Here is a 24,960-nt window from a genome sequence, read left to right as displayed (position 1 = left end):
AAAAATGATGAAAAAACTGAGTCTATTCCTTTTTGGCCTTCTCCTTTTTAGTGCTTGTAGTAAAGATCGTCAAGTGGCTATTCCCGCCTATGTTTCTGTACCCTCTATACAACATACGCCAGGCGATCCCTATGTAGAGGGCAGCAGCCAGCATCAATTTGAAGATGCTTGGATTGCGGTAGATGGGCAAATGTTAGGAGCTACCAACCTCCCCACCACCCTACCCGCCATTCTTGGTGAGGGGCCTAACTACAATGTGAGTATTTATGCAGGTGTACCCAGCGATGGGATATCGACGAATCGCATTATTTACCCCTTCTTTGATCCTTATGTGGTCAATATGGAACTAGAAGCAGGGCGAATAGATACAGTTTACCCCAATTTTCAATACAATGATGAGGTAGAATTTTTCATTGTAGAAGATTTTGAAAATGCTGGAGTTGCCTTTGGTGAAGACCGTGATGATTATCCTGACAGCTACCTTGACAAACAAAACGAGGATGTTTTTGAGGGGGACTATTCTGGCCAAATGATCTTAGACACAGCTAATTGGGAATGCTATGTAGGCAGCTCCTTCCGCATTTCTGATTTGCAACTTCCCAATACGGCCACCCCTGTTTTTTTGGAAATGCACTACAAAACAGATGAGGTCATTTCAGTGGGCCTCATTGCTCATTATGATAATGGCTTACCTGATGAAATCTTCATCAAAGGCGGAGTAAATCCATCTGATGGTTGGAAAAAAATCTACTTTGATCTTACCGAAGATATTTTCACTTTAAATGCAGCTCGTTACACCCTCATTTTACGTTCTGCAGTTAGTGATTTTGAAGAGAATACACATCCCAAAGTTTACCTAGATAATATCAAGATTCTACATTATTAAGGCAGGCCCCCTCCTCCTTCTCATAAGTTTGGCGCAATGAAAAAGCAAGCCTTAGGGCTCTGGCTCTATATTTTACTCGATTACTTAACAGCTACTTTTGCTTGGTGCCTATTTTTTGTCTTCCGAAAAATAGCCCTAGAACAAATTGCGCCCTTTCATTGGGACTGGCTATGGAAAGATCCCAATTTTATTTTTGGGTTTCTAGCACTACCTCCTGCTTGGATCTTATTATATGCGCTAACAGATAGTTATCGCAACATCTACCGAATGTCGAGAACTACAGAGTTTCTCCGTACGTTAGCTAGCGTTTTCTTGGGCAGCCTCATTCTCTTTTTTAGTATTTTACTCAATGACCTACCTAATTATAGCGAAGGCTATCGGGCCTATTATGCTTCTTTTGGAGCGCTATTCGGCTTTCAATTTATCTTGACCTTCTTGGCCCGTATGTTTCTTTTGGGCAGAGCCCATTCGCGAGTCCAAAGAGGCGATATTCGTTTCAAAACCCTACTCATCGGTAGCCGAGAACGAGCAGCCCAGCTCTATGCCGAAATAGAAGAAGGCCAAACAGCAGGCTATTATGAATTTGTAGGTGCTTTAGCATTAAATGAGCAGCCCCTAAACTATGGGCTACCCTATTTAGGCCAAGTAGAAGAACTAGAGCAAGTATTACACGAACAAGAGGTCCAAGAGGTTATTTTGGCCTTAGAAGCAGATGAACAACAACAATTGAGCTTTTTACTCAATGCCTTGGCGGGCCGACCACTGCTGATCAAGGTAAGTCCAGAGATGTATGAAATTCTTTTGGGCAAGGTGAAGATGAGCAATGTTTATGATGCCGCCCTAATTGAGATTTCGCCTAAGTTTATGCCCCTTTGGTTTGCGGTACTCAAAAGAGCGATTGATATATTCTCTTCTAGCCTTTTTCTGCTCATTTTTGCTCCACTCTATGCCTATATCGCCCTGCGAGTTCGCCTTTCCTCTTCTGGCCCTATCTTTTATTTGCAAGAGCGAGTAGGCCGAGCGGGACAACCCTTTTTTATCTATAAGTTCCGCTCTATGTATACCGATGCTGAACAGCATGGCCCACAACTTTCTACAGATGCCGATGACCGCTGTACCCCCTGGGGCCGAGTCATGCGCAAATATCGCTTAGATGAATTGCCACAATTTTGGAATGTCCTTAAAGGAGATATGTCGCTGGTTGGCCCCCGGCCCGAACGACAATTTTATATTGACCAAATTGCCAAAAAAGCACCACATGTTCGCCACCTCCAAAGAGTACGACCAGGCATTACCTCTTGGGGCCAAGTTAAATATGGCTATGCCTCCAATGTAGATGAAATGATTCAACGCCTCAAATACGATATTCTCTATATCGAAAATATCTCCCTAGCTCTCGATATCAAAATTCTCTTCCATACCGTTCTCGTTATCGTAAAAGGAGAAGGCAAATAAAAAAGAGGATGATCTAAACGATCATCCTCTTTTTTATTTTAACAAACTACTGCTATTAGCCAATAGTCTGAATCATATCATATTTGGTAATGATATGGGGAATTCCCGCCTTATCTACAGCAATAACCGCAGGAATTTTATGGTTGAAATAACCACCTACTTTCTTTACCGATAGCTCTAAATCTACCGTAGGGAAAGGCTCCGCCATAATTTCACTCAAAGGACGCTCGCTATTGCTCATAGGGTTTTCAAGCAAACAGCTAAGCACCAAGGTTTCTGTAATCGCTCCCACAATTTCTCCTGCTGTATCCACCAATGGCAACTGAGAAAGATCATGCGCTTTCATAAATTGTAAAGCTTCTTTTACTGTCTGACTACTCTTTAGAGTGAAGAAATCCGAATTGTCTTTCTTCGCAATAAGGTCTTTTACCTTGAGCTCATCATCCAAAAAGCCACGCTCACGCATCCACTCATCATTGAACATTTTGCCTACATAACGACTACCATGATCATGGAAAAGCACAACGACTACATCATCTTCTTTTAGCTCACTAGCCAATTGCTTGATGCCCATAATGGCCGAACCCGCAGAGTTCCCCACCATGATTCCCTCTTGACGAGCCAATTCTCTGGTCCCAATAGCCGCATCTTTATCCGTCACTTTCTCAAAATGATCAATGATCTCAAAATCTACATTCTTGGGCAAAATATCCTCTCCAATCCCCTCTGTTACATAAGGATAAATCTCTTTTTCATCAAATACCCCTGTTTCATGGTACTTCTTGAAAACAGATCCATAAGGATCAATTCCCCAAATTTTAATATTGGGATTTTGCTCCTTGAGGTAGCGGCCAACTCCCGAAATCGTTCCTCCAGTACCCACGCCTACCACAAAGTGCGTAATTTTACCCTCCGTTTGTTCCCAAATCTCAGGCCCCGTGCTCTCATAATGCGCTAGACGATTAGAGAGGTTGTCATATTGATTACACCAAAATGAATTGGGAATTTCTTTACTCAATCGCTCGGCTACAGAATAATACGAACGAGGATCTTCTGGCCCCACATTGGTCGGACAAACAATCACCTCGGCCCCTACAGCCCGCAAAATATCCACTTTCTCCTTAGATTGCTTATCCGTTGTCGTAAAAATACACTTGTATCCCTTGACCACCGCCGCAATCGCAATCCCCATTCCCGTATTTCCAGAAGTACACTCAATAATGGTCCCTCCAGGCTTAAGCAAACCCGCCTTTTCCGCATCTTCCACCATCTTTAACGCCATGCGGTCCTTGACCGAATTACCCGGATTGGTGGTTTCTACCTTCGCCAAAATCGTGGCAGGGATCTCTTTTACAATTTTGTTGAGCTTGACCAATGGCGTGTTGCCAATGGTTTCTAGAATGTTATTATAGTAGCTTGCCATTTCCTTTTTTTTGATTAAAATGAACGCTTTAAGGGCGCAAAATTAGGCTTTTATATGCAGAATGCAGACTTTTAAGGCCTTAGAATTCTTTTCTCTTTGGTTTTGGGGCCTCCGCCTCGCTTCGCTCCTCGGCGCTACGTTGCGGGGCTCGCTATTCGCTCGGCCCTTCGGCAGCAAGCTGCCTCGGTCTGCGGCTGCGCCGCCCCCCTCCACATCGCTAGGCCAATCAAAAAGGCCCCTTGGGCCTTGAGCCAGAGGAAGAAAGTCCAAGGCCCAACTATAAAAGCTTTGGGCCTCGCCCGATAAAAAACTATCTTTGCGCAAAAATTAGGATTTGCCATGTCAAAACGACTAGAACAACTTCAACAGCTCCTGGGCCAAAAACCCCAAGACGCTTTCCTCCGCTTTGCCCTCGCCAAAGAATACGAGAAACAAGCAGAACAAGAATTGGCCCTGCAACAATATGCCGCTATCCATAAAGATACGCCCGAATATATGGGCCTTTATTACCACTATGCCGCCCTCCTTATCGAAAATGAAGAAGAGGAATTGGCCATGAATATCTACGAAGAAGGCATCGCCCTAGCCCAAAAAACTGGAGACGCCCACAGCCTATCCGAACTCAAAAATGCCAAGATGAACCTAGAAATGGGCCTCTAAACCCTGCCTTTTAGCCTTTAGACTCGTTCTATAGGCTGTAGTTGGCCAAAATAAATAATCCTAGGGCCTTGATAATCTTAGAAAAAGCTTATATTTGCAGTTATGTTAAAACTAAAAGTAGGCCTTTATAGCCTCCTCTTCATCCTCCTCAGTTTTGCCTGCCAAAGGGAAAACATTGATAAAATTCGGATGAACCCCGACCTCGACTATCGCTATGAGAAAGCCGTAGCCTTTTACGAAGCCGGAGATTACCAAAAAGCACAATACCTCTTAGAGGACCTCATGGGCCTTGTTCGGGGAAGTGGAAAAGCAGAAAAGGTGTATTACTACTATGCGAGTACACACCATAGAATGAGAAACTTTACCTTCTCTTCTTATTATTTTCGCCAGTTCTACAACACCTTCCCCAACTCTGAATTTGCAGAGGAAGCCCTCTTTTTGGCCGCCGAATCTAGCCGAAAATTATCACCAAATTTTCGACTGACTCAAGAAGATACCGAAGAAGCTATTGAAGGTTATCAATTTTTTGTCAACATGTACCCCCTCAGCGATAGAGTGAGTCTGTGTAACGAACAAATTGATTTATTACGGGCCAAATTGGAAACCAAAGCGCTAGAGGCCGCCAAAGGCTACTACAAGCGCAGCCATTACCAAGCCGCCGTCCATAGTTTTGACAACCTTTTGCTAGATTTCCCAGATACTCAAGAAGCCCCCTATATCCGCTACATGATTATCAAGTCTTCTTTTGGCTATGCCGAAAAAAGTATCTTGTCTAAACAAGCGGAACGCTTTGAAGAGGTGATAGAAAAAGCAAAAATCTTTGAGCGCAAACATGGCGATAGCCGCTATGCCTCAGAGGTTAGTAGTATGATTAACATTAGTAAGCAGCGAATAAAAAGATTGCGAAATGAGTGAAATTAAAGAGCGCGCACAAGGAATCAATCCTTACATCGAAGCCCGTAACGTTTTTTTGATGTCATCAAAAGGCGGCGGCAACATTTATGAGTCTCTCAATGTAATTGGTAGCCGTTCGCGCCAAATTTCTGTAGAACTCAAAAGAGAACTACACTCTAAACTAGAGGAGTTTGCCTCTGCTACGGACACCCTAGAAGAGGTGCACGAAAACAAAGAGCAGATCGAAATCTCTAAGTTTTATGAGCGTCTTCCCAATCCCGCAATCATTGCTCTTAATGAGTTTATGAATGATGAATTGGAGTACCGCCTACGTGAAGAAGAAGAGGAAGAAGCATAAGTTATGCGATATTTCTGGCCCCTAAGATAGGGGGATTAGCAGTTGGAAAAGTCTATTATTTTGATTAGCCTATGGCATAGACTTCTCCAACTGTTTTTTTATGCCCCTAGGTCAAGCTTTTTTGGGACCTAGCAGGCGGCGAAGCCGCCGCAGGCTGAGGGATGGACAGCAGTGGCCCGCAGGGCCAGACCGAGCCAGCTTGCTGGCGAAGGGCCGAGCGATCAGCGAGCTGCGAAACAGCCCGACCCGCAGGCCCAAAGGGCCGTAGGGGCAGCCCCAAAAAGTCTTCTCCCCTCCTCCCCCAACATTTATAGACCGAGCGCATACAGACAGAAGCTTGCGCTCCAAAACGCTTTTTTATGTTGACTGGTAAAAAAATACTTTTGGCCGTAACGGGCAGCATTGCCGCCTACAAAACGGCAAGCCTCACGAGATTACTCATTAAGGCCGGTGCCGAGGTACAAATTGTGATGACCGATGCCGCTACTAAATTTATTACGCCCCTAACACTTTCGACCCTATCGAAACGTTCTGTCTATAGTTCTGTAACTTCTGAGGAGGGCTGGAACAACCATGTAGAGCTTGGGCTTTGGGCTGATGCCATGTTAGTTGCGCCCGCTACGGCCAATACTTTGGCGGCTATGGCCAATGGGTTTTGTAATAATATGGTTTTGGCGACCTACCTTTCTAGTCGCTGCCCCGTTTTCTTTGCGCCAGCCATGGACCTCGATATGTTTACGCATCCAGCGACCTTGGCCAATATTGAAAAGCTCAAGAGTTATGGCAACATTTTGATTGATGCCGAAGAGGGTGAGCTAGCTAGTGGATTGGTGGGCAAGGGCCGCATGGCAGAGCCAGAACATATTGTGGAAGCCTTGGAGCTGCATTTTATGCAACAAGGACCACAGCCGCTGAAGGGACTAAGAGCTATTTTGACCTCTGGCCCCACCGTTGAAGCCATTGATCCCGTTCGTTATATTACGAACCATTCTACGGGAAAAATGGGAACGGCCATTGCGGATACTTTGGCCAAACTAGGGGCCGATGTCACCCTAATTTCTGGTCCAGTAAAGGTGAAGCCCAAGCATCCTGCCGTTAAAATTATTGATGTAAAATCGGCTCAGGAGATGTATGAAGCGGCCATTTCAGCTTTTCCTCAAGCGCATATTGCGGTTTTGGCTGCGGCAGTGGCCGATTATACTCCAGAACATGTAGCTTGTGAAAAGATCAAGAAAAAAGATGGAGATCCCATGCGCATTGATCTTTGTCGAACCAAAGACATTGCCCAAGAATTGGGAAAAATCAAAACCGATCAGCAATGTATGGTAGGTTTTGCTTTAGAAACACAGAACTTTAGAAAAAATGCCAGCAAAAAGCTGGAGAAAAAGAACTTTGACTTTATCGTCCTCAATAGCCTCCGTGATCAAGGTGCTGGTTTTGGCCATGACACCAACAAGGTCACTTTTATTGATCGACAGCTAGAGATTGAAGAGCATGAGCTAAAATCTAAGCTGGAAGTCGCGGAGGATATTGCGGCAAAAATCTGCAAGTTGCTCCAAAAAAAAGCCGAAAATGCTAAGGAGCTAACTGCCCAATTTTAGTCTAATATGATGCGAAAATTATTGCTTTCTTTGGCCTTAGTTTTTGGGCTAACACAGGCCTGGAGCCAAGAGATCCGTAGCTCGGTAACCATTAACACCCCCAAGCTGCAAACAGCCGACCCCAAGGTGTTTAAAAGTTTGAAAACGGCCCTAGAGGAGTTTGTCAATAACCGAAAATGGACGGATCAGGAATACGAGCCCGAAGAGCGAATTGAGATGAACATCATCTTGACAGTAGATGAGGAAATTTCGCAAACTAGTTTTAAGGCGCAGTTGACGGTACAGGCTAGCCGGCCGATTTATAAGAGTGGTTATAATTCGGTCCTTTTTCAGTACCTAGATAAAGACTTCTACTTCAATTATGGAGAATTTGAAGTACTTGACTTTGCTGAGGGGAGCTTCACCTCTAATCTGACCTCTACAATTGCCTTTTATGCTTATATTACTTTGGGGCTAGATCATGACTCTTTTGAGGAATTGGGCGGAGAGAAGTACCTCAACAAGGCCCAAGATATTCTAAATGCCGTGCCGAGAGGAACCGCTAAAGGATGGACTGTTAATGACGGAAATCAAAGTCGTTATTGGCTGATTGAAAACCTACTCAATGTACGGGTTAAGCCTATGCGCCGTGCCATGTATAAATATTATCTTCTGGGCCTAGACCGCCTGAGCCAAGAAGATAGCCGAGCGGATGGGATTAAAGCCATGGAAGAGGCCTTAGTCAGCATCAAAGCGGTAAATGCCGCTTATCCCAGTATGTTGCTGATGCAAATTTTCACTAATAGCAAAAGGGAGGAAATTCTCAATGTGTTTGAGGTGGCTGATTTTAGGACCAAGCGAAAAATCTACGACTGTATGGTCAAATTAGATGGTACGCATGCCTCCGATTATCAAGTGCTGACCCAACCCTAGGGCCCAAATGCAAAAAGGGCTGCCGAAGATTCGGCAGCCCTTTTTTTTGCTTGCATTAGTTCAACTTTTTAAACTGATACTCTTTACCATTATTATAGATAAAAATGCTGCGCTCATTTTCGAAGCGAAGCTTTAGTTTATCATCAAAGGGGAGGCTATCGGCTTTGAGTTGGATAGAGCGGCCATCTTGGGCCACTTCCCAATAGCCCTTATTTTCGAGCTGATCGATTTTGCTCTCGTAGCGGCCATCTGCATTAAACTTGAGATAGGCCGCATTGAGGGCTTCAAAATCATAATTCCCGCCATATCCCGCTTTGAGAATAGCACTCACATTGCTCAATTCCCATTTGCCTTCTAGTTTTTCTGCATAATTGATGCTATTGCCACTACAGGCCACAAAAAGCGAAAGGGCCAACAACAATAGACTTGATTTGAGGTAGTTCATAGCTAGTGTATTTTCTAGAAAGTTAGGGAAGCTTTTGATGAAAGCGAAAACTTCGGCTAAAAAAAAGGCTCCCTAGGGAGCCTTTATAGTTCATCTACAAATTGTAGTCTTGTTTAGAGCTTGTACAGAACGGCTTTTACCGCTTTCACTACGCGCTCGGGATTGGGCATGTACTCATCTACATAAACAGAAGAATAGCCCAAAGAAGTATCTGCAGAGTTGACCCGCATAACGGGAGCATCTAGATAGTCAAAAGCATGGCGCTGGATGACATAAGCAATTTCTGAAGATACAGAAGCATAAGGCCAAGACTCATCGACCACAACGAGGCGGTTGGTCTTTTTCACAGAGGCTACAATAGTATCAATATCCAAAGGACGAATAGTTCTCAAATCGATTACCTCCGCAGAGATGCCCTCTTTGGCCAATTCATCGGCAGCGGCTTGAGCCACCAGCATCATTTTGTTATAAGAAACGATGGTTACATCGGTTCCTTCTCGCTTGACAGCCGCCTTACCGATAGGAAGAATATACTCCTCCTCGGGAACTTCGCCCATATTCGAGTAGGCCAATTCCGACTCCATAAAACAAACTGGATCTTCATCGCGAATAGCGGCTTTTAGAAGGCCTTTGGCATCATAGGGATCTACGGTAGAGATCACTTTGAGGCCGGGAACCTGGCCCATCCAGCTCTCAAAGGTTTGAGAGTGCTGCTGCGCCAATTGTCCAGCAGCACCAGAAGGGCCACGGAAAACGATGGGGCATTTAATCTGCCCGCCAGACATATGCAAAATCTTTGCTGCATGGTTGACGATTTGGTCAAAAGCCAAAACCGCAAAGTTCCAAGTCATAAATTCTACGATTGGACGCAAACCCGCCATAGCGGCCCCAGTACCAATAGCCGCAAAGCCTAACTCTGCAATAGGCGTATCAATTACTCGTTTTGCGCCAAATTCGTCGAGCATGCCCTGGCTGACCTTATATGCTCCATTATATTGAGCGACTTCCTCGCCCATCAAGAATACATTTTCATCTCGGCGCATCTCTTCTACCATTGCTTCACGCAAGGCATCGCGCAAACGAATCTGTCTTGTTGCCATAGTTGCTGTTTCTGTTTATAGCCTAACTCCGTTGGGCTGCGTTAAAAACTGGGCTCAAAATACAATGCTCTGCTTGATTATACAATTTTTTTATCGCTACTATTCATCTTTTTGTAGTTTTTGGCCCTTCTGCATCTAGCAGGCGGCGAAGCCGCCGCAGGCTGAGGGATGGACAGCAGTGGCGCGAAGCGCCAGACCTAGCCAGCTTGCTGGCGCAGGGCCGAGCGATCAGCGAGCTGCGACAACCAGCCCCAAAGGGGCGCCAGTTCGACGAAGTAAACAGCCCGACCCGCCTGAAAGGCGGGGCAGCCCCAAAAAAAAGACCCAGCCAATCTAGCTAGGTCTCTTTCTATATTAAAAGGGCAAATCATCTTCGTAATCATCGCCTACTGTGTCCTCTTCGGGAGGAGGAGGAAGATCGCCAACGGGGGCGTTATTGGCAGCAGGAGCGCCCAAACGCTCTAGGCGCCAAGCGTTGAGGTTGGTAAAATAACGACCATTCCACTCGCGACCACGGATGTTAAAATGTACACGCACCTCATCGCCAACTTTATAGTCGTCAATCAAGCTGCATTTCTCCTGTGTAAGTTCTGCTTGAATGAGCTGTGAGTAGTTTTCGTCTGTTTCTACAACAAAGGCACGCTTCTTAAAGCGGTCTGTGACTTGTTGAGTATCTTCAATTTTAATGATCTTTCCTTCATAGATCAGATTGGCATCCATAGTATTTCGATTCAATTGTTACGCTAAAAAGTAAGTGCTCAAATAACGGCATTTTCCGTAATTTTGACAAGCCGCTTGCCCAAAGATACGCCCATAAAAACGATTAATCTATGCGTTATTTATTTTTGTCCTCTTTTTTTCTACTTTTTTTATCGCTACAGGCCCAAAAAGTAGATCAGTTTCCGACTGATGACCCTAAAGTTTTAAGTCTAAGCGCCGAAGCCCAGCCTTTGCAGTCTGTTCGCCTGGGGCAAAGTTCCGTTTATTGCAGTGAAGTAGATTGGGAAGCCCTGATTCATGCGGGGGCGTCGATGTTGGAGCTTGAGCGGCTCGGATTATCCAATGTTCAGCTTTTGAGTTCGGCTGCTTTGTCGATTCGACTGCTTTCTGACTTTGAATCTTCGGTCTGTTATCATCGCCCAAAGACCTATGCCAACTACCTTAAACAGTGGCTAAGTCCTGCCGAACAAGATTATTTGGATGCGGAACTCCTGCGCATGCTGCAATGGGATAAAAAAACGCTTTTATGGCATTGGGAGGCCTATCTACAGCGCTTTCCCAGCATCCAAAACTTTAATGCTTATGGCGATAGCCTGCTTGTTTGGGCCAAGGAAACCCCTGAACTAGATGCCCTAGATTATGAGGCTAGCATTCGAGCGCATTGGGGGATGGCCCTTTTTGATGAAGATTATTTGGAGGAGGCCGTACATCATTTTGAAGGCTGTTTTGAGATCAGAATGCAGCGCAATGATCCCCTTTATTATGTAGAGTGGCGACTGGCCCAAACCTATGAGGACCTAGAAGAATATCAACAGCTTTCTCAGTTTTATAAACGCATTTTAGCCGTAGGTAGAAGCGATTTGAACCGCCTGCGGCCCGTGCAACTTTGGCGCGCCATGGAAACGCTCATCCAACTCGAGGAGCCGGAGCCCGCTATCGCTTTTTATGAGGATATTTACCTGCCCAATGCCGATTTACCCCAACTTTGGGAGGATGCCAGCCGCTCGCCCTACCGCTGGGCCATGATGGAGTCGCATTCTTGGGCCGAGGCCAAGCCCTATGCCGAAAGCTGGTACAAAAACCTCAAAAAGTATTGCCCCAAACCCCGCTGGAGAGAGGCCAGCAGCTATCTGCTCCGCACTTGCCGCCTCTACCAACAAGAGGCCGATGCCCGCGACTTTATGCAGACTTGCTTTGAAGAGCTGGTTTTTACGCATCTAGAAAGCTGGGGCCAAGATGAGTTTTACTTCCAATGGGAGCACTATCTGCCCTATGCCTACCAACTAAAATATGCCCCTAGCCAGACGGATTCTCTGCTGATTTTGGAGCATTGGACCGAGCAAGCCCTACGCACAAAAGATACCGCCACCATCAAAAGTATGGGCCTCAGCCTTTCGGCCAAATACCGCAATATGGGCCAATGGGAAAAAGCCGATCAGTATTTTGAGGACTATTTTTGCCGCTACCTCCGCCCCTATCTCCAAAATCCCCCCAATGAAGCCCTCTACCCAGAGTATATTCTCTGGTACAACAAAGCCCCTTATTATCCCGCTTTGGTCCAAAATGAAGACTACAACCGCTGGGCCGATCGCTGGGTGGCTTTAGCCGATCAATACGGCTTTCAAGATCTTCGCCATTGGTGCCGCCTGAGCCGTGCGGGACTGGCCTGCCGAGCAGGCAATTTTGCTCAGGGACTGGCCTACTATGAACAAAATATCGAGGAGTTGGCCGCCCTAGGCGATAGCCTTTCCGTTATCAGACAATGCTATTATTGGCTGAGCCAAAGCCGAGAAAGTCAAGATGTTTTGGCCATTTGGAAGGCCGCTAGCCGCAGCTATGCCCTAGATTGGCAATACCGACAACAAGCCCATAGCGAGTATCTCGAGGCCGCCATCTCAACGATTGTCCAACTCCCCTATCAGCGGAAAATTAAACGCAAACTACTGCGCAATATGAATAAATGGCGCAAACAACAACAAAAAAACAAGCAGCCAGCCGCCGCCGAACAATGCAAACGATTACGGCTTTTTATTAAGAAAAATTGGCGCTAAATCTTGCTGTTTTGGGGCCTCCGCCTCGCTACGCTCGTCGGCGCTACGCTTCAGGGCTCGCTATTCGCTCGGCCCTGCGGCCTGACGGCCTTGGTCTGCGGCTCCGCCGCCCCCTTTCGCATCGCTAGGCCGATACTGTGGGTTGAAACCCACAGCAAGGATGCTATTGCTTCGCAATGTTTTTATAGAATGAGGGTTAAAACCCTCATTGATTTAAATCTTTTGGCCTTAGAACTGGCTATTTTCCTCTACGTATATGGGCTGAAGGTTTTAACCTTCGGCCCATTTTATTAGGGCTAGCATGGCCTCCCTTTTTGCTGTGGGTTTCAACCCACAGGCCGATATGATATAAATTCCCCCCTAGGGCCAAGGCCCTAGGCTATAGAATCTATCATCCCCTCCTTCGAGGGGATTCGCCTTTCCTCCTGATCTTGAACAGTTAAGCAAAAAAAATCTTTAACTACCAATTATTCGCTTGCTCTTCAAACATAAACTTAGTACCTAAGGGCCAATACAGAAAATTACGTCTGGGCCCAATTAACCAATAGAGCCAAACAAAAAGCCCCCTCGAAGGAGGGGGCGACTATGACTATTAGCCTAGGGGCTTGCCCCTAGGGTAAAACGACAAGAGCTTAAATACAACCCTATCCAATATTTCGCTGCTAAGCGAGCCTAGCTGATTTGTAGTAGGGTCGGTCCAGGAAAAAAAGATAGGGCCTTATGCACCCTCCCCAAGCTAATTGTAATTTGCAGATTAGCTCTGGGAAATTCCCAACGCCAATTGTAATCTGCAGATTAGCTCTGGGAAATTCCCAACGCCAATTGTAATTCGCAGATTAGCTCTGGGAAATTCCCAACGCCAATTGTAATCTGCAGATTAGCTCTGGGAAATTCCCAACGCCAATTGTAATCTGCAGATTAGCTCTGGGAAATTCCCAACGCCAATTGTAATCTGCAGATTAGCTCTGGGAAATTCCCAACGCCAATTGTAATCTGCAGATTAGCTCTGGGAAATTCCCAACGCCAATTGTAATCTGCAGATTAGCTCTGGGGGTCCAGTAGCTAGGCGGCTGCAAACAGCTGTTTAGGGCAAGGGAAAAAGATGAGCGGCCTAGCGATGCGGCGGGGTGGCCCGAAGGGCCAGACCAAGGCGCCGAAGGCGCCGCAGGGCCGAGCAGACCTGCGAGCCCCAAAGCGTAGCGCCCGCCGCAGGCGGGAGGCCCCAAAAAACAGTCTCTTTTTAAGGAGTGGCTTTAATAAAGGGTTTAGAATAGCTAAAGTCATTCGTTTTGAGGCTTAGTATATAAGCTCCATTGGCTTGATTGCCGAGATGAATTTGGCGTTGGAGTTGGGGTTGAGCTTGTTCGATTTCCTCCCAGTAGATGAGTTGGCCCAAAGCATTATGGATAAAGATTTCCATTTTGTTTTGATTTTTGGGGAGCTCGAGAGAAAAGTCTAGAGTTGTTTTGATGGGATTGGGAAAAAGTTCGAGTTTAAAATCCTCTGATGCGGTGCTTCTTAGGGCATTGCTTAGGTCGACCGTAAGCAAGAGGCTATCTTGATCGCTACAGTTATCGCGGAGAGCAGTAAGGACCACCCAAAACTGGCCTGTTTGGGTATAGCTATGGCTCAGGCTAGCTTGTCCGCTGCTGTTGCCATCGCCTAAGTCCCATTGGAAATGGGTAGCATTAGTAGAGAGGACCGACTGTAATTGGATGCTAGCGCCTTGGTCTAGGTAGAGTGTTGTATTGCTGCTACTAATTTGGGCGTTGGGGGCTGCTCGTTCTGTAATTTGGGCAGTGGTGCTACTTTGTTGGCCTTGGCCATCTTGGATATAAACCGTATAGTTTCCGGCAGCCAAGTTGTTAAAAACGGCATTGGCTTGAAAATTCACGCCATCTAGGCTGTAGCTATAATTACCATCTCCGCCAGAGGCCGAGGCGGTGAGGCTAGCAGTACTTTGTCCACAGCCAGCGATTGTTGTTTGGGCTGTACCGGCCACTAGCGGGCTAGTTTGATTCAGGCAAAAGGCATTCGTCTCTTGGCTAGTAAACTGTCCATTACTATTGACGAGAATATTACCTTGGTCATCGATCAATTGATAACTTCCACTGCCATAATCGCAGCATATACCGTCTCCATAGCTATCATAGACATGTAGGCTAAAGCAGCCATTATTGAGGCAGACTGCTTCAATTTGGCTAGGCATGCCATCGGTATAGCTGCCTCCGCTAGTTAATATTTGTCCATTTTGGTCTACAATCTCCCAAGAGGTTTCTGAGGCATAATTATCAAAATCAAGGACCAAGTCGAGTTGATGTGTGGCATAGTTGACCTGTACTTGTTGTTGTATCGTATCGGCTCCATGTTGATTTTGGACAATCAGGCTAGCGGTATAGGTACCAGAGGTGGGATAATGCACCTTGGGGTTGGCCAAAGTAGAGTTAGAGGGGCTTCCTCCTGGGAAGCTCCATTGCCAGTTGGGGCTAGCATTGCTAGAGAGGTCGGTAAACTGTAGTGAATCGGAGGCACAGAGCAATTCATTGGTGTACATAAAGCTAGCGGTAGGTGGCATAGGAACGATGGCAAATAAATCAGACTCCCAAACGCCTCGGCCATAGGTTGCGGCTCTAATTTTATTTATCCCGTAATGGATTTCCAGTTCATAAACGGGCACATTGGGGAGTCCTGTCATATAAGACTGCCAGTTGCTGAGGGTACTGTCTGTATAATAGATCCCGACATCTGTTCCTACATAGAGCCCGTTATTTGAGTTATTTTGGTAGGTAATGCAATTGATGGGGAGATTGGGTAGGTTGGCGGAGGCATTGGACCAAGTTTGGCCGCCATCATTTGTTGTATACACCTTTTCGCCTGCATTATAGCCAGAGAGGGCTAGCCAAATTTGGTTAGGATTATTGGGGTGGATAGCGACATACTTAATGGCGGAATTATTGGGCAGGTTGGGGGTAATTGTTGTCCAAGTTTGGCCACCATCTATTGTGCGGTATAACGTCCCATAGGTTCCCGTATAGATATAATCTGCATTGGAAGGGGCAATATGTAGGTAGCGGAGATTGGCACCTGTACCAAAATTAGAGATTTGGGTCCAGCTATTTCCGCGATTAGTTGTTTTCCAGACCTCCTCATAGCCAGCAAAAAGCTCATTGGGGGCAAGAGCGTTAATTTGGTAGGGAGTAATCCAAGCGCCTCCATTTGCATTAGCGGGTTTGATGCTTGACCAGTTTTGGCCCCCATCAATAGTTTTTCTTAAAGCGCCATTTTGGATACAGCCATACATAATTTGGCTGTTAGAGGGATCGATAGCGGCCTCCATGCCATCGCCGCCTAGGGCGTGCAGCCAAGTTCCATTTTCTAGGTAATTAGTTCCATTATCTTGGGCACCGCCAATTATGCGGTAGGCACTTTGGGCTGAGGCGCCGATGCGGTAAAACTGAGTAATTTCCATTCCGGTAGATCGAAAGGTCCAGCTAGCGCCAGTATCAGCGGAGGTAGAAAAGCCGCCATCGCTGCCACAGTGCAAAACAGAGCCGAAGAAATCTAGGGTATGGATATCGGCATGTACATAGCCGAGGTTATTGGGGTGGACCCAATGCGTTTGGCAGCGCCAATTGGCTCCGCCATCATTAGACTTCCAGACATTGATTCCGCCGGCGTAGACCTCATTCGCATCGCTAGGAGAAACGGCTAGGGCCATATCGTACCAGCTTTGGCCACCAGTTCCGCTGCCATCGGTTTCGTAGGTGAAAATATTTGGCGAATTAGACTGTAGGCTAAAACTTTGGCCACTATTTGTTGAGCGATAGATCCCGTAATAGCCGGCATCGCTGCTAGCTCCAAAAAGGATATAAATATAATTGGGATTGGCGGGAGAAACGGCAATAGACGCTCTATTTACATCGGCGGCGGCGGGCAGGCCCACTGTAATTTTATTAAACGTTTGGCCGCCATCTGTAGACTTATAAAACTCATCGGTGCAGGCATAAACGGTGTTAGGGTCTCCGGGTTTAAACTCTACATCTCGCATGCTGCCTGTTTGGGTTCTGCTCCAGTTGGTCCCAGCATCTGTTGTGCGGTAGATACCATTATTTGTTGCGGCAAAAATAATCTGATTATTTGTGGGGTGCATAATCATTCTGCGGATGAGGCGATTGCGGCCTGTAAAGCTCAGGCCTGTAGTGGACCAGTTGAGGCCACCATCTACAGATTCGAGTACACCGATGCTATAAGTGTCTGAACCATCGCCATCGCCTGTACCGATATAGATATGGTTAGTGTTATTGGGATCTATAAGGATAGCGGAAACACCCAGTACGGGTAGATGGTCGGTTAGACAGCTCCAAGTTTGGCCGCCATTTGTGCTTTTCCAGAGACCACCAGAAGGGGCCCCTGCGTAAAGGACATTCGCATTATTTGGATCGGTGGCGGTGCAATTGATACGGCCATTGCCGGGGTTCCAGCCCGTTTGGTTGGTCCAGTTATTAGGGCCTAAGGCTTGCCAGTTGGCGGAGCGGCTGCCCCAGTTTTGGCTTTGGCGATATTTATTTTTAAAGGCGAGATGTTCCTCCCAGGCCTTATTGGGGCGGGGGCGTTTACCGTGTGGATAAGAGCGGTCCTCCATAAAGAACTCCCAACGTTTGTATTGTTTCCAGCCCTTTCCTCTTTCGTAGGGGCGGTTGCCCCATTCATTTTCAAAGGCTTGTTGGACCTGATTAAAGTTAATTTCGGGATTTTCTAGTAAGTCGACCCAATTTTGGGCGTAGAGGCTGCTGCTCCAGTAGCCTAAGCAAAGTAGGACTAAGGTTGTTTTGATCGTTTGATTCATAAGCATTGTTTTGGCGGAAAGAATGCTCTAAAATACGTTAAACAGCCTACTATCTGTTTAAATAGCAAAAAGAAAGCTGTCAAAAAGACATATAAATTTAATCATAAACCGACAGATCGTCAGCTTTTTAGGCTTGGTATTTTTTTGGTCCAGCGAGGGGCAGACAAAAGTAAAATACTATGCAACTACCATCACCTTTAGGGGGTAAGCAGCCGGCCTTCCCCATGTACTTTGATGATCCATATACTCGTAAATTATTTGAGTGGTCTGTTTTTCAGGCCAAGCAGGCGCAGGCGGTGCCTGCGGTCAACTTCTTGGTCCAATCGGATCAGTATATTTTAGAATTGGCGGCTCCGGGTTTTGCTCAAGAAGACTTTGTCATTGAGTGGAAATCGGGAGCTTTGCGGGTAGCAGCGCGGCAGTCGGCCCAACGGGCCTTAGGTTCTCGGGAAGTGCAGTTTTTGCATCGAGAATTTGCCTACGATCAATTTGAGCGGGTATTTGCCTTGCCGATGCAGGATATTGTTCCGAGTCAGCTATCGGCTAGTTATGAAGCTGGGGTTTTGCGTATTTACTTGCCCAAGCAAAATCCAAGTCCGCCCGAGCTCCCCCAATCGGTAGATTGGAAAGAGTAGGCGGACACAGCCAAAGCGCAGGAAGGCCAAACGGCCTAGCGATGCGAAAGGGGGCGGCGCAGCCGCAGACCAAGGCCGTCAGGCCGCAGGGCCGAGCAGACCTGCGAGCCCTGAAGCGTAGCGCCCGCCGCAGGCGGGAGGCCCCAAAATCAAAAGAAAAAGCCCTAATTGCAGCTTAGCAGTTAGGGCTTTTCCATTATTGTTATCTTTTATTTTTGGACCACAAAACGTTTCATGGCGGTATTTTGGCCGGCGGAGAAGCGCAGCACATAAATGCCATTGGCGAGATCGGAAATATCTACTTGTTCGAGATGGTAGCCAGCATCAAACTGTTGGCTTTGCATCACCTCTTTGAGTAGGCGGCCATTCATATCATAAATTTGGATTGTAATTTCGTCGGAATTTATGGTATGAAAGGGAATATTGATTGCATCTCTAGTCGGGTTGGGGTAGAGTTCTTGGACTAAAGAGACGCCAGATTCTTGGATCGGCGTAATCGATTTGATGTTCGTATGGCGGTAGCTGCCGTCGGTCATTTCTTGGCGGAGGCGGTAATAAAGTACCTGTGCATTGGGAAGGTCTTGGTCTACATACTCGTATTGACTAGCGGCATCCTCTTGGCCGTAGGCGGGCACAAAATCAAGATCTTCAAAGTCAATGGCATTGAAAGAGCGTTGGATGAGGAAGCCCTCTTGATTCTCTTCGAACTCTAGTTCCCAGGCCAGTTCGGCGCTATTATTTGCCTCTTGATATTGGGCATCAAACTCTTTGAGGCGGATAGGAAGTAGGGGCCCATTGATAGTTTCGCGGAAGACCCAATCGCATTGGGCGCCGGCATTGCCATCTACCACCAAAACGAAATTGCCGGGAGGCAAAGAGGCGATACTCAATTGAACGGCGCCAACACCTACCGAGCAGCCGTAGCCTGTTTCGCTAGCGAGGTCACAGCTAGGCGAGGCGGCGGTACCCGAATTGGAGAAAACGCCAAGTTGAGCGGCGGCGGCGCCACCGGTACAGAGCATATTATCTACGGCAATATTGAAGGGGCCACCGCTATGGTCGAAGGTATACCAGACCATATTTTCATTAGAAGACCAAACCGTATTAGTGAGAGGGTCGCTATCGCCATCTTGGCAAAGGCCGCCGGGGTGAGCTCCTGCGGTCCAAGAGCTAATATCGGGTTCGGCATAGGCACCAGAGCTCTCAGAAGTAGCTTGATAATTACAGCCCAGAGACGATAAAGGCATGGCGGTGTAGCAGCGATCTGCGGGAGCGATAGGGCGAATTTGATTGATTGTGATATCGAAACCTTGGTCATCTTCTTCCCAGATGCGGACCCAGACATCTTCATTGGCTCGGCCATCTACTCGGATTTCGCCATCATTACAGCCAAAGAAGCAAGAAACAGCATCGCAGCCGCGGTATTCTAGGCCAGAGCAGCTTCCGTTAGAGCTAGTGTACCAGGCATAAGTAATATTGGTAAAGCAAGCAAAGCCCGAACAGCCGCCATTATTTTCGAATTGAATGACTACACCTCCAGAAGAATCGGGAATAGTCGTGCGCACCCAAACATCTTCGGGAGAGCTACCATCAATATCGCAAGAGATACCTGCTGTGCTATAGCTATTTTGAGAAGCATCAGCGGGTTCTCGGGCACGGATAGGAACATTTAAAGACATTGTAGATTGTGTTGCTGCGCATTCATATTCGGGAGCCGTAGGCAACACATAAGGATCGCTACATTCATCATGGCAAAGACTGCCTCCAGTAATTCGGTATTGGAGCGTAATGCGCCATGTCACTGTACTTCCACTGCCACAAGGGTCCCCACTAGCCGTGGCGGTATAGGTATTAAGGGTAGTAAAAGTAGTTTGATTCAGATTTAGGCTAGCAGCGGGAATGTTAATTGTTCTATAGCCCGTATTGGCATCAGAGCCAGCTCCATCGTCTTCAAAGCCTCGCCAAATGAAGGTAAAAGAGGGAATTTCACAATCATAAGCTTGAGAAAAGAACGTATTATTGATGGTTCGCCAGCCGGGGCAGTTTGTTCCGCCAAACTCTCGGCTATCATCATCGCTAGTTCCAAAGGCATCAGTAATTTCAAAATCCCATTGTGGGTCAGAGTCGCCGGCACCCCAGCCATCCATATCATCTACATTGGAATAAACTTGCGAGATGCGAAATTCTACTGTTTTCTGGCCCATTAGGGGCATAAAAAAGAGGCAAAACGCCCCGATTAAAGACAATGTATTTGTCCAATTCATAAGCTTGCTTATTTTTAAGTTCAAGCCACACAATAAGTGGGAGGAAATGCTGAACTTGGTAAATAATAGGGTAATCTTCAAAGGGCTTATCTTTGCCCAAAGCTTATTAAGATTACTTAAACTAGAACAGCAAATTTAGTCTTTTCTTAGAGAGTTCGTTTATTTTTTAACAGAAACTTAGACATAGAAAACGCTATATACAACTGAACATCAATATTCTGGCGTAAATTTTACCCGCTTTTAAATGGCAAAAATGACGCTATTCTTTATGAAAATTCTGTAAAAACCGCCAATTTCCAAAAGGTATGAAAAACATACTCCCGCTACTTCTTTTATTTGTGACAGCTTTTTATGCAAAAGGGCAATTTTCTTCAGCCGATAGTCTGCGGGGGGGATTAAGTCCTCTACGCTCTTGTTATGATGTCAAATTCTATGATCTTTACCTCAAAATTGATTTTGATAATAAGTCCATCCAAGGGATGAACAGTATTCACTACAAGGTGCTACAAGGCTTCAATATGATTCAACTCGATCTTTTTGAAAATATGAAGATTGACAGCATTTTACATGGGAGTCAAAAACTGGATTTCCATCGTAAAGGCAATGCTTTTTTTGTCGATTTTGGAAGTATGCAAGCCGAAGGCAGTACAGATGCCATTACCATTTACTATCATGGCAGCCCGATTCAAGCCCAGAATCCCCCTTGGGATGGTGGTTTTATCTGGCGAAAAGATGAAGCGGGCAATCCCTGGCTAACTGTCTCTTGCGAGGGCATTGGCGCTAGCCTTTGGTGGCCGAATAAAGACCACCTCTCCGATGAACCCGATAGTATGCGGATTCGTACTATCGTCCCCCCCAATCTTATGTCGGTCTCTAACGGACAACTCCGCTCGGTCTTCAAAAATCAATATGTAGCCAATTATACTTGGGTAGTCACTTACCCCATCAATAATTATAATGTTACGCTCAATGTGGGTAATTACACCCATTTCGAGGATCGCTATATCTCCCCCACCGACAGCAGCCAACTCGCTATGGATTATTATGTTTTACCTGAGCATCTGGAGCAAGCCAAAACCCAATTCAAACAGGCCCATGAGGTCCTCCGTACTTTTGAAAAGTATTTGGGCAAATATCCGTTCTGGAACGATGGCTATGCCCTGGTCGAAACGCCCTATTTGGGTATGGAACATCAATCGGCTATCGCTTATGGCAATCAGTTTAAAGCGGGCTACTTCGGCCGTCATCCCGAAGGCATGCCCGAGGATTTTATTATCCTTCACGAAACTGGACACGAATGGTGGGGCAATAGCGTCAGCTGCCGAGATCATGGCGAAATGTGGCTGCACGAAAGCTTTTGTACTTATATGGAAGCCGTTTTTATGGAGGAGAAATATGGGCCCGAAGCCGCCGAACGCTACCTAAAGTTCCAATACAATTATATCGATAACAAACAACCCATGCTCGGCCCCCTAAATGTCAATTTCCTAAATAATGATTCCGACATTTATTATAAAGGCGCTCACATGCTCCACAGCCTCCGCCAATGCTTCCAAAACGATAGCCTTTGGTGGGCCGGCCTCAAAGGCTTTTACCAGAAGTACAAAATCAATTCGGTCAATACCCAAGATTATATTCAGTTTGTCCAAGAACTCACCGGCCAAGATTATGGCTATTTTTTCAAACAATATCTAGAGGAAAGCCAAATCCCCCAACTCGAATATGAGGTCTACAAAAAAGGCCGAAAACGCTTTATCCGCTACCGCTGGACCAATTGCCGCCAAGATTTTAAAATGCCCGTTTTCCTTATCAATGAACAAAATGAACGCCTAGCCCTGCAGCCCAATACCCAAGAATGGCAAAGCCAAGTCATCAGCAAAAAGATGGCTAAAAATATCCAATTTGCCTATGCCCTTTTCTTGGTCAAAGAACTTAGAGATCAAGATAAATAAGGTATTTTGGGGCCTCCTGCCTGCGGCAGGCGCTACGCTTCAGGGCTCGCAGGTCTGCTCGGCCCTTCGTCGCTTCGCTCCTTGGTCTGCGGCTGCGCCGCCCCCTTTCGCATCGCTAGGCCGTTTGGCCTTCGGCCATTCTGGACCAGCTTCTTTGCTTTTATACAATGCCCCATAAAAAAGCGCCCTGTTTCTATAGAAACAGGGCGCTAACTTTATCGGCTATCTACAACCTAGCGGCGATTATTTCGGCCACCGCGGTCTCCACCACGTCCGCCACGATCACCTCCACGGCCTCCGCCACGACGATCATCATTGCGATCTCTGTTTTCGCGAGGAGGACGCTCTACATACCCCTCAGGCTTTTCGAGCAATACCTTGCGAGACAAACGGAATTTTCCAGTACGAGGATCGATTTCCAACAATTTCACTTGGATCTCTTCCCCTTCTGTCAATACCTCTTCTACATTCTCAATGCGCTCCCAAGCCAATTCTGAAACGTGAAGGAGGCCCTCACGACCAGGCAAAAACTCGATAAAGGCACCATAAGGCATCAACTTAACGATTTTTGCATCATAGATTTCTCCTACTTCAGGCTCGGTAGTAATTCCGTTAATGAAGGCAGCAGCTTTGTCTACATTGGGCTTATCACCAGAAATGTGTACATAACCTTTACCATCTTCTTCATTCACAGTCACTACAGTGTTGGTCTCTTTTTGTAGTCCTTGGATCACCTTACCACCAGAACCAATCACGGCACCAATATAATCGGCATCGATGATGATCAATTCCATACGAGGCGTTTGAGGTTTGAGATCTTCACGAGCTTCAGACATCGTCTCATTCATGACGCCCAAGATGTGTAGTCTTCCCTCACGAGCTTGTAGCAAAGCCGTGCGGAGCAACTCATAATCCAAACCGTCAATTTTGATATCCATTTGTACCGCACAGATACCATCTTGTGTACCCGTTACTTTAAAGTCCATATCTCCTAAATGGTCCTCATCACCAAGGATATCGGTAAGAACAACAGAACGGCCTTTACCATCGGTAATCAATCCCATAGCAATACCAGAAACGGGCTTGCGGATAGGTACACCAGCATCCATAAGGCCCAAAGAACCTGCACAAACGGTCGCCATAGAAGAAGAACCGTTAGACTCTAGAATATCTGATACAATACGTACAGTATAAGGATAGTCTTGTGGCATTACACGGGCCAAAGAGCGGCGAGCCAAGTTACCATGCCCCACTTCGCGGCGGCTAGTTCCTCTTGGACGTCCCACCTCGTTTACAGAGAAAGGAGGAAAGTTATAGTGCAACAAGAAGTTGTCATTATGCAATGAAAGTGCATTGTCAATCAATGCCTCATCCATTTTAGAACCCAAAGTCACAGTGGTCAATGATTGAGTTTCTCCACGAGTGAAAAGCGCAGAACCATGAGGAGCAGGTAGATAATCTACTTCACACCAGATGTTACGCACCTCTGTGGGGGTACGACCATCCAAACGCTGTTGCTTGCTCAAAACTACCTCACGGGCGCACTCTTTCTTGAGGGCATCGAAATAGCCACTGAAGAGATGAGACATTTCGCCCCAAGCCTCTTCGCCAAACTGCTCAGTGAGGGTGGCTTTGGTCTCGTCTTTTAGTACTTTGAAAGCATCTTTGCGTGCTTTTTTATCAGAAGGAGTACTGGCAATATCCATGAGTTTTTCACGGCAAGCGCTATCTACAGCGGCTTTGAGTGCTTCGTTCTCTTCTTTTTCTACTACGGGGCGGTTTTCTGTTACGCCTTTTAATTGGCGAAGCTCGAGCTGCATTTGGCATTGCTCTTTGATGGCTTCGTGAGCCACTTTAATGGCTTCGATGAGGTCCTCTTCTTGGCATTCATCGGCTTCCCCTTCTACCATCACGATATTGTCCATGCTACCCGCAATCACAAACTCCATATCGGCAGTTTCTAGCTCTGTGCGAGAAGGGTTAATCATGAATTCGCCATTGATGCGAGCTACGCGCACCTCTGAGATAGGTCCAGCAAAGGGAATATCAGAAACCATAAGAGCAGCAGAAGCAGCAAAGGCGGCAAAAGCGTCGGGTAGGGTTTCTCCATCGGCAGAGATAAGGAAGATAAATACTTGCGTCTCGTTAAGGAAGTTATCGGGGAAGAGCGGGCGGATAGCACGGTCTACCAAACGAGAAGTAAGGATTTCATATTCTGAAGGGCGGCCCTCTCTACGGAAGAAGTTGCCAGGAATACGACCAGCAGAAGCAAATTTCTCACGATAATCTACTGAAAGAGGAAAAAAGCTCTGATCGGGCTTTGCTTCTTCGGCGGCTACGGCTGTAGCCAAAAGCATAGTGTCACCGTAGCGCAGTACAACTGAACCATCGGTAAGGGCGGCAAGTTTGCCAGTTTCTAGTGTGAACTCCTTGCCTGCAATAACTGCAGAGGTGCTCAAAGGGATTTGTTTACCCATTTCTAATAATTGTTTAAGATAACGTCTGACAGCAGACCTCCTTAGCCTGCTGCTAAAAATGCAATTTGTTGTATTGCGGACAAGAAGTGTGGCTAAAACAGAAAGGCTTGCGGGCTTTCTGTTTTATTTATTTGCGTGTAGAAGGCGCGAAGCGCCTGGCCTAGCGATGCGAAAGGGGGCGGCAAAGCCGCAGACCAAGGAGCGAAGCGACGAAGGGCCGAGCAGACCTGCGAGCCCTGAAGCGTAGCGCCCGCAGCTTGCTGCGGGAGGCCCCTAAAAAA

Annotated in this window: 17 protein-coding genes; 10 read left to right on the top strand and 7 right to left on the bottom strand. The window is 46.6% G+C overall.

The window, feature by feature from the left end; all coding sequences use genetic code 11:
- The first annotated feature begins 4 nt into the window (after nucleotides 1-4).
- Together PPO43_RS09790 and PPO43_RS09785 are read left to right on the top strand one after the other, a co-directional pair.
- Complete coding sequence (locus PPO43_RS09790) at nucleotides 5-886, top strand: hypothetical protein (RefSeq protein WP_272617306.1); 882 nt, start codon at nucleotides 5-7, stop codon at nucleotides 884-886.
- Nucleotides 887-922: 36 nt separating this feature from the next.
- Nucleotides 923-2,341: a sugar transferase gene (locus PPO43_RS09785; RefSeq protein WP_272617304.1), complete on the top strand. Its 1,419-nt coding sequence runs from the start codon at nucleotides 923-925 to the stop codon at nucleotides 2,339-2,341.
- 55 nt (nucleotides 2,342-2,396) lie between these two features.
- On the opposite strand, the gene PPO43_RS09780 is transcribed toward PPO43_RS09785, so the two are convergent.
- On the bottom strand, nucleotides 2,397-3,764 hold the full coding sequence (locus PPO43_RS09780) for a pyridoxal-phosphate dependent enzyme (protein WP_272617302.1): 1,368 nt from the start codon (nucleotides 3,762-3,764) through the stop codon (nucleotides 2,397-2,399).
- Nucleotides 3,765-4,103: 339 nt separating this feature from the next.
- On the opposite strand from PPO43_RS09780, the gene PPO43_RS09775 reads away from it, so the two are divergent.
- The 5 genes from PPO43_RS09775 to porD all read left to right on the top strand — a co-directional run bounded on the left by PPO43_RS09775 (nucleotide 4,104) and on the right by porD (nucleotide 8,189).
- On the top strand, nucleotides 4,104-4,424 hold the full coding sequence (locus tag PPO43_RS09775; protein WP_272617300.1) for a hypothetical protein: 321 nt from the start codon (nucleotides 4,104-4,106) through the stop codon (nucleotides 4,422-4,424).
- Nucleotides 4,425-4,526: 102 nt separating this feature from the next.
- Entirely contained in the window at nucleotides 4,527-5,339 is an 813-nt protein-coding gene (locus PPO43_RS09770; RefSeq protein WP_272617298.1) for an outer membrane protein assembly factor BamD, read from the top strand.
- The gene (locus PPO43_RS09765; RefSeq protein WP_272617296.1) at nucleotides 5,332-5,676 is read left to right on the top strand and encodes a DNA-directed RNA polymerase subunit omega; all 345 of its coding nucleotides are present in this window, start codon (nucleotides 5,332-5,334) and stop codon (nucleotides 5,674-5,676) included. The genes PPO43_RS09770 and PPO43_RS09765 overlap by 8 nt, the downstream gene beginning before the upstream one ends.
- A 359-nt stretch (nucleotides 5,677-6,035) precedes the next feature.
- On the top strand, nucleotides 6,036-7,277 hold the full coding sequence (coaBC, locus tag PPO43_RS09760; RefSeq protein WP_272617294.1) for a bifunctional phosphopantothenoylcysteine decarboxylase/phosphopantothenate--cysteine ligase CoaBC: 1,242 nt from the start codon (nucleotides 6,036-6,038) through the stop codon (nucleotides 7,275-7,277).
- 6 nt (nucleotides 7,278-7,283) lie between these two features.
- On the top strand, nucleotides 7,284-8,189 hold the full coding sequence (porD, locus tag PPO43_RS09755) for a type IX secretion system protein PorD (RefSeq protein WP_272617292.1): 906 nt from the start codon (nucleotides 7,284-7,286) through the stop codon (nucleotides 8,187-8,189).
- A gap of 55 nt (nucleotides 8,190-8,244) precedes the next feature.
- Here porD and PPO43_RS09750 read toward each other — a convergent pair whose 3' ends face one another.
- From PPO43_RS09750 to PPO43_RS09740, 3 genes are all read right to left on the bottom strand, one after another.
- Nucleotides 8,245-8,634, bottom strand: a complete 390-nt coding sequence (locus PPO43_RS09750) for a hypothetical protein (protein WP_272617291.1) — start codon at nucleotides 8,632-8,634, stop codon at nucleotides 8,245-8,247.
- A gap of 113 nt (nucleotides 8,635-8,747) precedes the next feature.
- Nucleotides 8,748-9,734: a pyruvate dehydrogenase complex E1 component subunit beta gene (locus PPO43_RS09745; protein WP_272617290.1), complete on the bottom strand. Its 987-nt coding sequence runs from the start codon at nucleotides 9,732-9,734 to the stop codon at nucleotides 8,748-8,750.
- Between the two features lie 354 nt (nucleotides 9,735-10,088).
- A complete protein-coding gene (locus tag PPO43_RS09740; RefSeq protein ID WP_272617288.1) occupies nucleotides 10,089-10,454 on the bottom strand; it encodes a DUF3127 domain-containing protein in 366 nt (121 codons plus the stop codon).
- A 110-nt stretch (nucleotides 10,455-10,564) separates the two neighbouring features.
- On the opposite strand from PPO43_RS09740, the gene PPO43_RS09735 reads away from it, so the two are divergent.
- A complete protein-coding gene (locus PPO43_RS09735) occupies nucleotides 10,565-12,505 on the top strand; it encodes a hypothetical protein (RefSeq protein WP_272617286.1) in 1,941 nt (646 codons plus the stop codon).
- 1,240 nt (nucleotides 12,506-13,745) lie between these two features.
- Here PPO43_RS09735 and PPO43_RS09730 read toward each other — a convergent pair.
- Nucleotides 13,746-17,351, bottom strand: coding sequence for a VPS10 domain-containing protein (locus tag PPO43_RS09730; RefSeq protein WP_272617284.1), 3,606 nt, complete (start codon nucleotides 17,349-17,351; stop codon nucleotides 13,746-13,748).
- Nucleotides 17,352-17,530: 179 nt separating this feature from the next.
- Between PPO43_RS09730 and PPO43_RS09725 the strand changes: the two genes are divergently transcribed.
- Entirely contained in the window at nucleotides 17,531-17,986 is a 456-nt protein-coding gene (locus tag PPO43_RS09725) for an Hsp20/alpha crystallin family protein (RefSeq protein WP_272617282.1), read from the top strand.
- A gap of 209 nt (nucleotides 17,987-18,195) precedes the next feature.
- On the opposite strand, the gene PPO43_RS09720 is transcribed toward PPO43_RS09725, so the two are convergent.
- Complete coding sequence (locus PPO43_RS09720; RefSeq protein ID WP_272617280.1) at nucleotides 18,196-20,250, bottom strand: T9SS type A sorting domain-containing protein; 2,055 nt, start codon at nucleotides 20,248-20,250, stop codon at nucleotides 18,196-18,198.
- A 305-nt stretch (nucleotides 20,251-20,555) separates the two neighbouring features.
- On the opposite strand from PPO43_RS09720, the gene PPO43_RS09715 reads away from it, so the two are divergent.
- Nucleotides 20,556-22,202 carry a M1 family metallopeptidase gene (locus tag PPO43_RS09715; RefSeq protein ID WP_272617278.1) on the top strand — a complete coding sequence of 549 codons (1,647 nt, stop codon included), beginning with the start codon at nucleotides 20,556-20,558 and terminating at the stop codon, nucleotides 22,200-22,202.
- 233 nt (nucleotides 22,203-22,435) lie between these two features.
- On the opposite strand, the gene pnp is transcribed toward PPO43_RS09715, so the two are convergent.
- Entirely contained in the window at nucleotides 22,436-24,679 is a 2,244-nt protein-coding gene (gene pnp, locus PPO43_RS09710; protein ID WP_272617276.1) for a polyribonucleotide nucleotidyltransferase, read from the bottom strand.
- Nucleotides 24,680-24,960 lie beyond the last annotated feature (281 nt).

It is taken from the genome of Saprospira sp. CCB-QB6 (genome assembly GCF_028464065.1).
In the GTDB taxonomy this organism is placed as follows: Bacteria; Bacteroidota; Bacteroidia; order Chitinophagales; family Saprospiraceae; genus Saprospira.
The sequence above is the reverse complement of the archived record's forward strand: the minus strand, read 5'-3'. Positions and strand labels throughout refer to the sequence as shown.